The sequence below is a fragment of the Pseudomonas sp. GV105 genome (assembly GCF_003058185.1).
Classification (GTDB): Bacteria; Pseudomonadota; Gammaproteobacteria; order Pseudomonadales; family Pseudomonadaceae; genus Aquipseudomonas; species Aquipseudomonas veronii.
This window is the reverse complement of record NZ_QBUF01000005.1, coordinates 395,461-408,986: the sequence shown is the minus strand read 5'-3', so window position 1 is coordinate 408,986 and position 13,526 is coordinate 395,461. Positions and strand designations below refer to the sequence as shown.

Here is a 13,526-nt window from a genome sequence, read left to right as displayed (position 1 = left end):
ATCTGCTGTCCTCCGCTTTTGCTTTTAAGGCCTCTTGCATGTCCGATCCTCGCTACCAGATCGACGTCAGCGTCGTTACCCGCTTCCTGGCGGACCAATCGCAACCTGAACACAACCGTTTCGCCTTTGCCTACACCATCACGGTGAAAAACAACGGGCTGGTGCCGGCCAAGCTGCTGTCACGCCACTGGGTGATCACCGACGGTGACGGTCAAGTGGAGGAGGTGCGGGGTGCCGGCGTGGTCGGCCAGCAACCGCTGATCGATATCGGCGCCAGCCATACCTACAGCAGCGGCACGGTGATGACGTCCAAGGTCGGCACCATGCAAGGTTCGTATCAGATGAAAGCCACTGACGGCAAACTGTTCGACGCGATCATCAAGCCATTTCGCCTGGCCGTGCCCGGAGCCTTGCACTGATGGCAACCTATGCGGTCGGCGACCTGCAAGGCTGCCTGCAACCCCTCAAGTGCCTGCTCGAACGCGTGGCCTTCGACCCAGCGAACGATCGCCTGTGGCTGGTAGGCGACCTGGTCAATCGTGGCCCCGAATCCCTGGAGACCCTGCGCTATCTATATGGCCTGCGCGATTCCCTGGTGTGCGTACTGGGCAACCACGACCTGCACCTGCTCGCGGCCGGCAGTAACATCGAGCGCCTGAAAAAGGCCGATACCCTGCGGGAAATCCTCGAGGCCCCGGATCGCACCGACTTGCTGGACTGGCTGCGCCGGCAAAAGATCATGCACTACGACGAACAGCGCGACATGGTGCTGGTCCATGCCGGCATTCCACCGCAGTGGACGCTGAAAAAAGCCCTCAAGTGCGCCGCCGAAGTCGAAAGCGCCCTGGCCGATGACAACCTGTACGTCGCCTATCTCGACGGCATGTACGGCAATGAACCGGTGAAATGGGACAACGACCTGACGGGCGTCGCCCGCCTGCGCGTGATCACCAACTATTTCACACGCATGCGCTTCTGCACCGCCGACGGCAAACTGGACCTCAAGAGCAAGGAAGGCGCCGACACCGCGCTGCCCGGCTACAAACCGTGGTTCGCCCACAAGGAACGCAAGACCCGCGACACGAAGATCATCTTCGGTCACTGGGCGGCCCTCGAAGGCAAATGCGATGAACCCGGCGTGTTCGCCCTCGACACCGGCTGCGTGTGGGGCGGCGCCATGACCCTGATGAACATCGACACCGGCGAGCGCCTGAGCTGCCAGTGCCCTTCCCCTCTTCCCGTGACCCCGTCGGTTGCCGCGAAGCGCTAGACGCCGCTTGCAGCCAAACCCAAGGAGCCCGCCATGAGCGAATTCAAACGTATCCCACCCGAACAAGCCCAGGCCCTGCGCGAACAAGGCGCGGTGGTGGTGGATATTCGTGATCCGCAGACCTACGCCCTGAACCACATCAAAGGCGCCCGGCACCTGGATAACCACAACATCGCCGATTTCATCCGCGCCGCCGACCTCGACGCGCCGGTGATCGTGGCCTGCTATCACGGCAATTCCAGCCAGAGCGCGGCCGCCTATCTGATCAGCCAGGGCTTCTCCGACGTCTACAGTCTGGACGGTGGCTTTGAGCTGTGGCGTACGACCTATCCTGCAGAAATTGCCTCCGGCGATTCGCAATAATTTTTTTCACACCCCGCCACCCCGCGTGACGCTTGGGCTTGCGCCGTTTCTGACGAACGGCGCACCCAAACTAATTGCGTATCCCTCCTTTACCTAGCGGATTCCGAACTATCCTTAAGCGCAGGCCATCCGAATCAGGGGAGAGCCGGTACACCGGCGTGCGGGTCATCGGTAGCGTTTCAGGGTGTTCTGGGGGGAAAACGGCCATTGGCGTTCGTCAATGACTGCCAGCATCGACTGATTGATCCGGCGTCGGCTCCACGTATCGAGCGAGGTGACGACGTCATGAGTATTTTTAGCCACTTCCAACAACGCTTCGAGTCCACGCAGCAGGAAGAACTCACACTGCAAGAGTATCTCGACCTGTGCAAGCGTGACCGCAGCACCTACGCGTCTGCCGCCGAGCGTTTGTTACTGGCGATTGGCGAGCCGCAGTTGGTGGACACCTCCAACAATTCGCGTCTGTCGCGAATCTTCTCGAACAAGGTGATCCGCCGCTATCCGGCCTTTGAAGACTTCCACGGCATGGAAGAATGCATCGACCAGATCGTCTCCTACTTCCGGCACGCCGCCCAAGGCCTGGAAGAGAAGAAACAAATCCTCTACCTGCTCGGCCCGGTTGGCGGCGGTAAATCGTCCCTGGCCGAAAAGCTCAAACAACTGATCGAGAAAGTGCCCTTCTACGCCATCAAGGGTTCGCCGGTCTTCGAGTCGCCCCTGGGCCTGTTCAACGCCACGGAAGATGGCGCGATCCTCGAAGAAGACTTCGGCATCCCACGGCGCTACCTCAACACCATCATGTCGCCCTGGGCCACCAAGCGCCTGGCCGAGTTCGGCGGTGACATCAGCCAGTTCCGCGTGGTGAAACTCTACCCGTCGATCCTCAACCAGATCGGCGTGGCCAAGACCGAGCCGGGCGATGAGAACAACCAGGACATCTCGGCGCTGGTGGGCAAAGTCGATATCCGCAAACTGGAAGAATTCCCACAAAACGACGCCGACGCCTACAGCTACTCGGGCGCACTGTGCCGGGCCAACCAGGGCCTGATGGAATTCGTGGAGATGTTCAAGGCTCCGATCAAGGTCCTGCACCCACTGCTCACCGCCACCCAGGAAGGCAACTACAACAGTACCGAAGGCCTCGGCGCGATTCCGTTCACCGGGATCCTGCTGGCCCACTCCAACGAATCGGAATGGCACACCTTCCGCAACAACAAGAACAACGAAGCCTTCATCGACCGGATCTACATCGTCAAGGTGCCGTACTGCCTGCGGGTCAGCGATGAAATCAAGATCTACGACAAGCTGCTGTTCAACAGCTCCCTGGCCAAGGCCCATTGCGCGCCCGACACCTTGAAGATGCTCGCGCAATTCACCGTGCTATCGCGCCTCAAGGAGCCGGAGAACTCGAATATCTATTCGAAGATGCGCGTGTACGACGGCGAAAACCTCAAGGACACCGATCCGAAGGCCAAGTCGATCCAGGAATACCGCGACACCGCCGGCGTGGATGAGGGCATGAACGGCCTGTCGACGCGCTTCGCGTTCAAGATCCTGTCCAAGGTGTTTAACTTCGACCCTCACGAGATCGCCGCCAACCCGGTCCACTTGCTCTATGTGCTGGAGCAGCAGATCGAACAGGAACAATTCCAGGCCGAAACCCGCGAACGCTACCTGCGCTTCCTCAAGGAATACCTGGCGCCGCGCTATATCGAGTTCATCGGCAAGGAAATCCAGACTGCGTACCTGGAATCCTACAGCGAGTACGGCCAGAACATCTTCGACCGCTACGTGCTGTATGCCGACTTCTGGATTCAGGACCAGGAATACCGCGATCCGGAAACCGGCGAAATCCTCAACCGCGTAGCCCTCAACGAGGAACTGGAAAAGATCGAAAAACCCGCCGGCATCAGCAATCCGAAGGATTTCCGCAACGAAATCGTCAACTTCGTGCTGCGCGCCCGCGCCAACAACAACGGCAAGAACCCCACTTGGCTCAGCTACGAGAAGCTGCGGGTGGTCATCGAGAAGAAAATGTTCTCCAACACCGAGGATCTGCTGCCGGTCATCAGCTTCAACGCCAAGGCCAGCAAGGAGGATCAGCAAAAACACAACGACTTCGTTACACGGATGGTCGAGCGTGGCTACACCGACAAACAGGTACGTTTGCTCTCCGAGTGGTATCTGCGGGTGCGCAAATCGCAGTAAGGCAGCGACGGGCGTGTACTGCCGGGCCCATGGCCTGGCAGTCGACCGCTTGTCTCTAAGCTTCCAGCTCGCGGCTTGAAGCTTGTAACGTGAAGCTGCCCGGAGGGCTCCCCATGAGCTATGTGATCGACCGACGCCTCAATGGCAAGAACAAGAGCACGGTAAACCGTCAACGTTTCCTGCGGCGTTACCGTGACCACATCAAAAAGGCCGTTGAAGAGGCCGTAAGCCGCCGTTCCATCACCGACATGGAGCATGGCGAACAGATCAGCATTCCCGGACGGGACATCGACGAACCGGTGCTGCACCACGGCCGGGGGGGCAAGCAGACTGTCGTGCATCCGGGCAACAAGGAGTTCACCACCGGCGAACACATCCAGCGCCCCCAAGGCGGTGGCGGCGGCAAAGGCCCCGGCAAGGCGGGTAACTCCGGCGAAGGCATGGATGAGTTCGTGTTCCAGATCACCCAGGAAGAATTCCTCGAATTCATGTTCGAAGACCTCGAACTGCCCAACCTGGTCAAGCGCAACCTGACCGGCACCGACACGTTCAAGACCGTGCGCGCCGGGATCAGCAACGAAGGCAACCCTTCCCGGATCAACATCATCCGCACCCTGCGTTCGGCACACGCCCGGCGCATCGCCCTGTCCGGCAGCAGCCGCGCCAAATTGAAGGAGGCCAAGGAAGAGTTGGCGCGCTTGAAACGCGAAGAACCGGACAACTTCGGCGATATCCAGGAAATCGAGACAGAAATCGAGAAACTCAGCGCGCGCATTCACCGCGTGCCGTTCCTCGACACCTTCGACTTGAAATACAACCTGTTGGTCAAACAACCCAACCCAAGCTCCAAGGCGGTGATGTTCTGCCTGATGGACGTGTCCGGCTCCATGACCCAGGCCACCAAAGACATCGCCAAGCGCTTTTTCATCCTGCTGTACCTGTTCCTCAAGCGCAACTACGACAAGATCGATGTGGTGTTCATCCGCCACCACACCAGCGCCCGGGAAGTCGATGAGGAGGAATTCTTCTATTCACGGGAAACCGGCGGCACCATCGTCTCCAGCGCGTTGAAACTGATGCAGGAAATCATGGCCGAGCGCTACCCGGCCAACGACTGGAACATCTACGCGGCGCAGGCCTCCGACGGCGACAACTGGAATGACGACTCGCCGATCTGCCGCGACATCTTGATCAACCAGATCATGCCATTCGTGCAGTACTACACTTATGTCGAGATCACCCCCCGTGAGCACCAGGCGCTGTGGTTCGAATACGAGCGCATCGGCGAAGCCTTCGCCGACACGTTCGCCCAACAGCAATTGGTCTCGGCCGGCGATATCTATCCGGTCTTCCGTGAACTCTTCCAGCGCAGGTTAGTGACATGACCGCCAAAGAGCATAAACGCCAACCCATTTCCACGGGGTCTGAGTGGACCTTTGAACTGATCCAGGCCTACGACCGGGAAATCAGCCGCATCGCGGCCGGTTATGCCCTGGACACCTATCCCAACCAGATCGAAGTGATCACCGCCGAACAGATGATGGATGCCTACGCTTCGGTAGGCATGCCCCTGGGTTACCACCATTGGTCCTACGGCAAACACTTCCTCAGCACCGAAAAGTCCTACAGCCGCGGCCAGATGGGTCTGGCCTACGAAATCGTGATCAACTCCGACCCTTGCATCGCCTACCTGATGGAAGAAAACACCATCTGCATGCAGGCGCTGGTGGTGGCTCATGCCTGCTACGGGCATAACAGTTTCTTCAAGGGCAACTACCTGTTTCGCACCTGGACCGACGCCAGCTCGATCATCGATTATCTGGTGTTCGCCAAGCAGTACATCATGCAGTGCGAGGAGCGCCACGGCATCGATGCGGTGGAAGACTTGCTCGACTCCTGCCATGCCCTGATGAACTACGGCGTCGATCGCTACAAACGCCCGTATCCGATTTCCGCCGAAGAAGAACGCCTGCGCCAGAAGGAGCGCGAGGAACACCTGCAGAAGCAGATCAACGACCTGTGGCGCACCATTCCCAAACGCGCCGATAAAAACAGCGACAAGGACAATGCGCGCTTCCCCGCCGAACCTCAGGAAAACATCCTGTATTTCCTGGAAAAGCACGCGCCCCTGCTGGAGCCGTGGCAACGGGAAATCGTGCGTATCGTGCGCAAGATCGCCCAGTACTTTTACCCACAGCGCCAGACCCAGGTGATGAACGAAGGCTGGGCGACGTTCTGGCACTACACCCTGATAAACGACCTGTACGACGAAGGCTTGGTCACTGACGGCTTCATGATGGAGTTCCTCACTTCCCACACCAGCGTGGTGTTCCAACCCGGCTTCGACAGCCCGTACTACAGCGGCATCAACCCGTATGCGCTGGGCTTTGCCATGTATCGCGACATCCGGCGCATGTGCGAAAACCCCACTGAGGAAGACCGCCACTGGTTCCCGGAAATCGCCGGCACCGACTGGCTTTCCACCATCAAGTTCGCCATGAGCAGCTTCAAGGACGAGAGCTTCATCCTGCAGTACCTGTCGCCCAAGGTGATTCGCGACCTCAAGCTGTTCAGCATCCTCGATGACGACCTCAAGGACGACCTGGTGGTGCCGGCCATCCACGACGAGCCCGGCTACCGCACCATTCGCGAAACCCTGGCGGCGCAGTACAACCTGGGCAACCGCGAGCCCAACGTGCAGATCTACAGCATCGACGTGCGCGGCGACCGCTCGCTGACCCTGCGTCACCAGCAGCACGACCGCAAACCCCTGGGCGAGTCCACCGAGGAAGTACTCAAGCACCTGCATCGGCTGTGGGGGTTCGACATCCACCTGGAAACCCTGCAGGGCGATCAGGTGATGAAAACCCACCACGTCCCCCCACGCAGCGATCACAACGATAACGACTACGGCCGCCTGGACCTGGCCGTCGTTCATCTCTGAAACGGCAAAGCCTCCATTGGCCGGGCACAGGCGTTATCCTGTGCGGCTAATGGAGGCTTTTTCATGAAAATCTACAAAGTCGGCGGCGCGGTGCGTGACCGCCTTCTGGGCATCAAGGTCACCGATATCGACCGTGTCGTCGTCGGCGCAACGGCCGAGGAAATGCTCGCCAAGGGCTATAAACCGGTGGGCGCGGACTTCCCGGTATTCCTCGACCCGAAAAACGGCGACGAGTACGCCCTCGCCCGTACCGAGCGCAAGAGTGGCCGGGGCTATGGCGGCTTTGTGTTTCACGCCAGCCCGGACGTCACGCTGGAAGAAGACCTGATCCGCCGCGACCTGACCATCAACGCCATGGCAGAGGACGACGACGGCAGGCTGACCGACCCCTATCACGGCCAGCGCGACCTTGAAGCCCGCATTTTACGCCACGTTTCCCCGGCGTTCGCCGAAGATCCCCTGCGCGTATTGCGGGTTGCGCGCTTTGCTGCGCGCTACGCCCACCTGGGTTTTACAGTGGCGCCGCAAACCCTGGACCTGATGCGTCAACTCAGCGAATCCGGTGAACTCGAAGCCCTGACGCCGGAGCGCAGCTGGAAGGAAATTTCCCGTGCCCTGATGGAAGATCAGCCCCAGGTATTCATCCAGGTGCTGCGCGATTGCGCCGCACTGAACACCTTGATGCCGGAAGTCGATGCCCTGTTCGGCGTGCCGCAGCCCGCAGCCCATCACCCCGAGATCGACAGCGGTGCTCACACCTTGAGCGTGCTCGAACAGGCCGCTTTGCATCACCAGCCGCTGACAGTGCGCTGGGCCTGCCTGCTGCATGACGTCGGCAAAGGCCTGACGCCTGTGGATAAGTTGCCACAGCATATTGCCCATGAGCAGCGCGGCCTGAAGCTGATCAAGGCGGTCAATGAACGCTTCAAGGCGCCGAGGGACTGCCAGGAACTGGCGCTGTTGGTGGGCCAATACCACACCCATGGCCATCGTGCCCTGGAGCTTAAAGCCTCGACATTACTGGAATTGCTGCAGAGTTTTGACGTTTACCGGCGGCCGCAGCGCTTTGAAGAGTTCGTGGTCGCCTGCGAAATGGACGCCCGCGGCCGCAAGGGCTTGGAACAACGCAGTTATCCACAGGCGGATTATTTACGCGGCGCCGCAAAGGCTGCGCGCGAGGTCGCGGTGGCGCCGTTGCTGGAGAAGGGTTTCAAGGGCCCCGAACTGGGCGAGGCCCTGAAGCGCGAACGGCTCAAGACCTTGAAAGCCTACAAGGAACAGCACGCCCTATAGCAGCGCGCTCGGCGTCAGTTGCTGGCCCCGCCATTCGAATCCGACGGGCGCCAGCACCTGATCGATCTGTGCATCCCGCCACAGCTCAGCCAGCGTCTTGCCCACTTCAGGGTGCACACGATCCGGCGCCATCATCGACAACGGCCACAGCACGAAGGCGTTTTTCAGGATTTCTGCACGCGGCAGGATCAGGCCATCGAAGTTGCCCACCAGATCGCCATACAGCAGCACGTCGATATCCAGCGGCAGGCCCTTGCGATCCGGCGCGTAACGGCCATTGTCGGCCTCGATGGATTTCAGCCGGCGATCCAGCTCCATCAACGACAGGTCGGTATAGGCCGACACCACCAGATTGAAGAACAGCCCGCTCTTGATGCCCACCGGCTGGCTCTCGAACACCGCCGAGCAGCGCATGTCGATCAAGAAGCCCGCGAGTGCATCCAGGCCCGCGCATAGATGGGGCTCGCGCTCGATATTGCTGCCAAGACCAAGGTAAACCTGAGTTAGCGACATCCGCGCTCGATCTCCACGCCCACGCCCTTGGCGGCCGGCACGGCCCCCGGCTTGGTCAACTTGAGGTGCAGCCAGGGAATCTGGAACTCGCTCATCAGCACTTCGGCCAGACGCTCGGCAAAGGTTTCCACCAACTGGTACTGCGACTGCTCGGCAAAGGCCTGGATACGCGCGGACACACTGGCGTAATCCAGTGCCAGGGTGAGGTCGTCACCCGCAGCGGCCGGGCGGTTGTCCCAGGCGAAACTCAGGTCCAGGCGCAAGCATTGCTTGATGCCGCGCTCCCAGTCGTAGGCCCCGATCACGGTGTCGACTTCCAGGCCTTCGATAAACACTCTGTCCAAGCTCTTCTCCGCAGCACGACAAGGGCGCGATGCCCCGTTAGAATCAGGGCGTCCTCGCCCGGAATAGTTAGCATGTTTTGGTCACTGGCGATTTTCGCCTACCTGCTCGGCTCGCTGTCCTTCGCCATTTTGCTCAGCCGCCTGACGGGAAATCCCGACCCGCGAATGGGTGGCTCAGGCAATGCCGGCGCCACCAACATGCTGCGCCTGGCCGGCAAGAAGCTCGCCGTGCTGACGCTGCTGGGCGACGTGTGCAAGGGCCTGTTGCCCGTACTGATCGCCAGCCTCGCCGGCCTTAACCTGCAACAGCAAGCCTGGGTTGGCGTGTGCGCCGTCCTCGGCCATCTGTTTCCGTTGTACTTTCGTTTTCGCGGCGGCAAGGGTGTCGCCACGGCGGCCGGCATGCTGCTGGGGATCTACCCTCCGGCGGCGCTGCTGGCCATGCTCGCCTGGCTGCTGACCTTCTACCTGACCCGCACCAGCTCGCTGGCCGCGCTGATCGCCACGCCGCTCACCCTGCCGTTGCTGGCCTGGCAGGAACCGGCGGCGCTGTTGCCGATGAGTGTGCTGACCCTGCTGATCGTCTGGCGCCATCGCGGCAATTTACGCGACCTGTTTGCCGGGCGCGAACGGCATTTTTAAATCCGGCCGATGAATTCCGCTCACCTTGAGCGCCTACAACGGTGACAACTGCTCCATCGGCCAGCGTGCCTGCACGCTGATCGCCAGGCTTTCGTGCTGCCCGGCCTGCAGGCGCTGGCAACCGGCATAAGCGATCATCGCGCCGTTGTCGGTGCAGAATTCAGGGCGCGCATAGAACACATCACCCTTCATGTCGCCGAGCATTTTTTCCAGGGATGCGCGCAAGGCCTTGTTGGCGCTGACGCCGCCTGCGATCACCAGGCGCTGCATGCCCGCCTGTTTCAGGGCGCGCTTGCACTTGATGGTCAAAGTCTCCACCACCGCCTGCTGGAACGCCAGCGCGATGTCGCAACGGGCTTGCTCACTGTCGTCCCCGGCGCTGACGCTGTGCTGCCAGGTATTCAGGGCAGAGGTCTTCAAACCGCTGAAGCTGAACATCAGCCCCGGGCGATCACACATCGGACGCGGGAAGGTATAGCGACCGGCGACGCCTTTTTCGGCCAGGCGCGCGATTTCCGGACCGCCGGGATAATTGAGGCCCATCATCTTCGCGGTCTTGTCGAACGCCTCACCGGCGGCATCGTCCAGGGACTCGCCCAATAGCGTGTATTGACCGATCCCATCGACCTGAACCAGCTGCGTATGGCCACCCGAAACCAACAAAGCGACGAACGGGAACTGCGGCGGTGTTTTTTCCAGCATCGGCGCCAGTAAATGGCCTTCCATATGGTGTACGCCGAGGGCCGGAATGTCCCAGGCAAATGCCAGCGCTTGGGCGCAAGAAGCCCCAACCAGCAGGGCTCCGACCAATCCGGGGCCGGCGGTGTAGGCGATCGCATCGATCTCGGTCGGCACGCAGCCGGCCTCGTCCAGCACCTGCCGAATCAACGGCAGCATGCGTTTGACGTGATCACGGCTGGCAAGCTCCGGCACCACGCCGCCATAGGCGCGATGCAAGTCGATCTGACTGAACAGCGCATCGGCCAAAAGCCCGCGTTCACTGTCGTAAAGTGCGACACCGGTTTCGTCGCAGGAGGTTTCAAGTCCCAGTACTAGCATGGGTTTGCGCCTTGTAGAGGCTGAATTCGAAGGCGCGCATAATAGTCGCCACTCCCCCTCCCGACTAGCGGTTTTCGATCAGAGGCTTTGCATTCCTGGCAATGAGGGGTTAACATCCGCAACCCTTAAAAACCGACGACCTCAGCCGCGAATTTTTTGCGACGAGAACGTTGATTCCCGGTAATGAAAGAAGGTAGCTCTGGATGCCAGCCGTCAAAGTAAAAGAGAACGAACCCTTCGACGTAGCTCTGCGTCGTTTCAAGCGCTCCTGCGAAAAAGCCGGTGTTCTGGCTGAAGTTCGTAGCCGCGAATTTTACGAGAAGCCAACTTCTGAGCGTAAGCGTAAAGCAGCAGCCGCTGTTAAGCGTCACGCCAAGAAAGTTCAGCGCGAGCAGCGCCGCGCCGTTCGTCTGTACTAATACACAGACGTTCGTAGCAAGCTTCTGCCAAGCCCGGCCCTAAGCCGGGCTGTTGGCATTTGCGGATATCGCTTGATGCTTCACCGTCGACGCCGCCCATGCGACCGAGACACTGCTTCACACGTCAGGACTGGCTCTTCTGCCAGCGGTGCGCGTCTCTTCTGACGAGTCTAACAAGGCTACTGACGAGCACACTTATTTCTTCAAGCAGACGATCGACTGTGTCGGCTGTGCCCATCGATGCGCTTCCGAGGCCCGCCATTGGCCAAGACCGGACGCCGGGGCAACATTTCTTCGCCGAACAGACTGAGTAGAAATTAACGTCAGTGGATGTTCGGCAGATACACTTCCTGACAGCCCAAGCAGACGATTGATGGTCGAGCCATACGATACGTGCGCTTGAGCACTTCACGGGCCCTCATTTCCACGCAGTGATGACGAGAACGCCATGGCCGGGCTGATTCCCCAGAGCTTTATTGACGACCTTCTGAACCGCACCGACATCGTCGATGTGGTCAGCTCGCGCCTGCAAATGAAGAAGGCGGGCAAGAACTACACCGCCTGCTGCCCGTTCCACAAGGAAAAGACCCCGTCGTTCAGCGTCAGCCCCGACAAGCAGTTCTACTACTGCTTCGGCTGCGGCGCGGGCGGCAACGCCCTCGGCTTTATCATGGACCACGACAACCTGGACTTCCCCCAGGCCGTCGAGGAACTGGCCAAAGCCGCCGGCATGGAAATCCCCCGCGAAGAAAGCGGCCGCCCGCACAAACCGCGGCAACCCACCGATTCGCCGCTGTACCCGCTGCTGACCGCCGCCGCCGACTTTTATCGCCAGGCGCTCAAGAGCCATCCGCAGCGCAAGGCCGCCGTCGACTACCTCAAGGGGCGCGGCCTCACCGGCGAAATCGCCCGCGACTTCGGCCTGGGCTTCGCCCCGCCGGGCTGGGACAACCTGTACAAACACCTGAGCAGCGACACCCTCCAGCAAAAAGCCATGATCGACGCCGGCCTGCTGGTGGAAAACGCCGAGACCGGCAAGCGCTACGACCGCTTCCGCGACCGCGTGATGTTCCCGATCCGCGACAGCCGTGGCCGGATCATCGCCTTCGGCGGCCGGGTGCTCGGGGACGACAAGCCCAAGTACCTCAACTCGCCGGAAACCGCAGTGTTTCACAAGGGCCAGGAACTCTATGGCCTGTTCGAAGCGCGCAAGAACAACCGCAACCTCGACGAAATCATCGTGGTTGAAGGCTATATGGACGTGATCGCCCTCGCCCAGCAAGGCCTGCGCAATGCCGTGGCGACCCTGGGCACCGCCACCAGCGAAGAACACTTGAAGCGCCTGTTCCGCGTAGTGCCCAGCGTGCTGTTCTGCTTCGACGGCGACCAGGCCGGCCGCAACGCTGCCTGGCGCGCCCTCGAAGCCACGCTGCCGTGCCTGCAGGACGGGCGCCGCGCACGCTTCTTGTTCCTGCCCGAAGGCGAAGACCCGGACACCCTGGTCCGCTCCGAAGGCACCGACGCCTTCCGCGCGCGCATCAACCAGCATGCGCAGCCGCTGGCGGACTATTTCTTCCAGCAACTGACCGAAGAAGCCGACCCGCGCTCCCTCGAAGGCAAGGCGCACATGGCCACCCTCGCGGCGCCGCTGATCGACAAAGTGCCGGGCGCGAACCTGCGCACCCTGATGCGTCACCGCCTGCTGGAAATCACCGGACTGAGCGGCGAAGCGGTCAGCCAGCTGGTCCACAGCGCACCGCAAGATGCGCCGCCGGCCTACGACCCAGGCATGGATTACGACGCCATGCCGGACTATTCCGACTTCCACCAACCGCAGGAGGCCTACACGCCCCAGCAGGAGTGGACACCGAAAAAGCCCGGCGCCGGCGGCAAGAAATGGGACAAGAAGCCCTGGAACAAAAACGGCAAGCGTGGTGACCGCGACGAGGCCTACGCCCCGCGCACCCCGGTGGCCGTAGAGGCGCCGACGCTGATTGCCCTGCGCACGCTCATCCACCATCCGCAATTGGCGGGCAAGGTCGAGAGTGCCGAGCACTTTGCCAACGAGAGCAATACCTATGCCCAGGTACTGATCGCGCTGATCGAGGCGGTGCAGAAAAATCCTAAGCTAAACTCCATTCAGCTGATGGCTCGCTGGCATGGCACCGAACAAGGGCGGTTGTTGAAAGCACTCGCAGAAAAGGAGTGGCTAATTGACGGCGATAACCTTGAACAACAGTTTTTAGACACCATTACTAGGTTATCCGCGGGTCAGCACACGCAGACCCTCGATGAACTCATCAAGAGAGCGAGGCAGCCGGGATTATCGGCTGAAGAGCAAATTCAGATAGCAAAACAGATGCGTGACCTCTTAAAACAGAATGTTTCCGCATCAAACCCGACCTCAGCTGGCGCGTGAGGTCATAGCTCGGGTATAATCCTCGGCTTGTTTTTTGCCCGCCAAGACCTTC

The 13,526-nt window shown here is 60.5% G+C and carries 13 protein-coding genes; 10 read left to right on the top strand and 3 right to left on the bottom strand.

Annotated features, from left to right (window positions below):
• Window positions 1–38: 38 nt before the first annotated feature.
• The 7 genes from apaG to C8K66_RS12490 all read left to right on the top strand — a co-directional run bounded on the left by apaG (window position 39) and on the right by C8K66_RS12490 (window position 8,078).
• A complete protein-coding gene (gene apaG / locus C8K66_RS12520; protein ID WP_017847811.1) occupies window positions 39–419 on the top strand; it encodes a Co2+/Mg2+ efflux protein ApaG in 381 nt (126 codons plus the stop codon).
• Complete coding sequence (locus C8K66_RS12515; protein ID WP_079444819.1) at window positions 419–1,270, top strand: symmetrical bis(5'-nucleosyl)-tetraphosphatase; 852 nt, start codon at window positions 419–421, stop codon at window positions 1,268–1,270. Before apaG ends, C8K66_RS12515 begins: the two co-directional genes overlap by 1 nt.
• Window positions 1,271–1,303: 33 nt before the next feature.
• The gene (glpE, locus tag C8K66_RS12510; protein ID WP_046381857.1) at window positions 1,304–1,633 is read left to right on the top strand and encodes a thiosulfate sulfurtransferase GlpE; all 330 of its coding nucleotides are present in this window, start codon (window positions 1,304–1,306) and stop codon (window positions 1,631–1,633) included.
• A 285-nt stretch (window positions 1,634–1,918) separates the two neighbouring features.
• Window positions 1,919–3,841 (top strand): PrkA family serine protein kinase, encoded by a 1,923-nt coding sequence (locus C8K66_RS12505; protein WP_017847814.1) that lies wholly within the window; start codon window positions 1,919–1,921, stop codon window positions 3,839–3,841.
• A 113-nt stretch (window positions 3,842–3,954) separates the two neighbouring features.
• The gene (locus C8K66_RS12500) at window positions 3,955–5,226 is read left to right on the top strand and encodes a YeaH/YhbH family protein (protein ID WP_017847815.1); all 1,272 of its coding nucleotides are present in this window, start codon (window positions 3,955–3,957) and stop codon (window positions 5,224–5,226) included.
• Window positions 5,223–6,785 (top strand): SpoVR family protein, encoded by a 1,563-nt coding sequence (locus tag C8K66_RS12495; protein WP_108524962.1) that lies wholly within the window; start codon window positions 5,223–5,225, stop codon window positions 6,783–6,785. Before C8K66_RS12500 ends, C8K66_RS12495 begins: the two co-directional genes overlap by 4 nt.
• Before the next feature lie 63 nt (window positions 6,786–6,848).
• Window positions 6,849–8,078, top strand: a complete 1,230-nt coding sequence (locus C8K66_RS12490) for a multifunctional CCA addition/repair protein (RefSeq protein ID WP_108524960.1) — start codon at window positions 6,849–6,851, stop codon at window positions 8,076–8,078.
• On the opposite strand, the gene folK is transcribed toward C8K66_RS12490, so the two are convergent.
• Both folK and folB read right to left on the bottom strand, forming a co-directional pair.
• The gene (gene folK / locus C8K66_RS12485; RefSeq protein ID WP_046381854.1) at window positions 8,073–8,591 is read right to left on the bottom strand and encodes a 2-amino-4-hydroxy-6-hydroxymethyldihydropteridine diphosphokinase; all 519 of its coding nucleotides are present in this window, start codon (window positions 8,589–8,591) and stop codon (window positions 8,073–8,075) included. The genes C8K66_RS12490 and folK overlap by 6 nt on opposite strands.
• Complete coding sequence (folB, locus tag C8K66_RS12480; RefSeq protein WP_026140135.1) at window positions 8,582–8,935, bottom strand: dihydroneopterin aldolase; 354 nt, start codon at window positions 8,933–8,935, stop codon at window positions 8,582–8,584. The genes folK and folB overlap by 10 nt, the downstream gene beginning before the upstream one ends.
• Window positions 8,936–9,007: 72 nt before the next feature.
• Between folB and plsY the strand changes: the two genes are divergently transcribed.
• Entirely contained in the window at window positions 9,008–9,577 is a 570-nt protein-coding gene (gene plsY / locus C8K66_RS12475; RefSeq protein WP_046381852.1) for a glycerol-3-phosphate 1-O-acyltransferase PlsY, read from the top strand.
• 33 nt (window positions 9,578–9,610) lie between these two features.
• Here plsY and tsaD read toward each other — a convergent pair whose 3' ends face one another.
• Complete coding sequence (gene tsaD, locus C8K66_RS12470; protein WP_017847821.1) at window positions 9,611–10,636, bottom strand: tRNA (adenosine(37)-N6)-threonylcarbamoyltransferase complex transferase subunit TsaD; 1,026 nt, start codon at window positions 10,634–10,636, stop codon at window positions 9,611–9,613.
• 203 nt (window positions 10,637–10,839) lie between these two features.
• Here tsaD and rpsU point away from each other — a divergent pair, with 203 nt between their 5' ends.
• Entirely contained in the window at window positions 10,840–11,055 is a 216-nt protein-coding gene (gene rpsU / locus C8K66_RS12465; RefSeq protein ID WP_002551877.1) for a 30S ribosomal protein S21, read from the top strand.
• Between the two features lie 448 nt (window positions 11,056–11,503).
• Complete coding sequence (gene dnaG / locus C8K66_RS12460; protein WP_057005397.1) at window positions 11,504–13,474, top strand: DNA primase; 1,971 nt, start codon at window positions 11,504–11,506, stop codon at window positions 13,472–13,474.
• Window positions 13,475–13,526: the final 52 nt, after the last annotated feature.

Bases quoted from the DNA above. Each gene is read 5' to 3' on its own strand.
- apaG (WP_017847811.1), top strand. From the start codon at position 39: ATGTCCGATCCTCGCTACCAGATCGACGTCAGCGTCGTTACCCGCTTC.
- C8K66_RS12515 (WP_079444819.1), top strand. From the start codon at position 419: ATGGCAACCTATGCGGTCGGCGACCTGCAAGGCTGCCTGCAACCCCTC.
- glpE (WP_046381857.1), top strand. From the start codon at position 1,304: ATGAGCGAATTCAAACGTATCCCACCCGAACAAGCCCAGGCCCTGCGC.
- C8K66_RS12505 (WP_017847814.1), top strand. From the start codon at position 1,919: ATGAGTATTTTTAGCCACTTCCAACAACGCTTCGAGTCCACGCAGCAG.
- C8K66_RS12500 (WP_017847815.1), top strand. From the start codon at position 3,955: ATGAGCTATGTGATCGACCGACGCCTCAATGGCAAGAACAAGAGCACG.
- C8K66_RS12495 (WP_108524962.1), top strand. From the start codon at position 5,223: ATGACCGCCAAAGAGCATAAACGCCAACCCATTTCCACGGGGTCTGAG.
- C8K66_RS12490 (WP_108524960.1), top strand. From the start codon at position 6,849: ATGAAAATCTACAAAGTCGGCGGCGCGGTGCGTGACCGCCTTCTGGGC.
- folK (WP_046381854.1), bottom strand. From the start codon at position 8,591: ATGTCGCTAACTCAGGTTTACCTTGGTCTTGGCAGCAATATCGAGCGC.
- plsY (WP_046381852.1), top strand. From the start codon at position 9,008: ATGTTTTGGTCACTGGCGATTTTCGCCTACCTGCTCGGCTCGCTGTCC.
- tsaD (WP_017847821.1), bottom strand. From the start codon at position 10,636: ATGCTAGTACTGGGACTTGAAACCTCCTGCGACGAAACCGGTGTCGCA.
- rpsU (WP_002551877.1), top strand. From the start codon at position 10,840: ATGCCAGCCGTCAAAGTAAAAGAGAACGAACCCTTCGACGTAGCTCTG.
- dnaG (WP_057005397.1), top strand. From the start codon at position 11,504: ATGGCCGGGCTGATTCCCCAGAGCTTTATTGACGACCTTCTGAACCGC.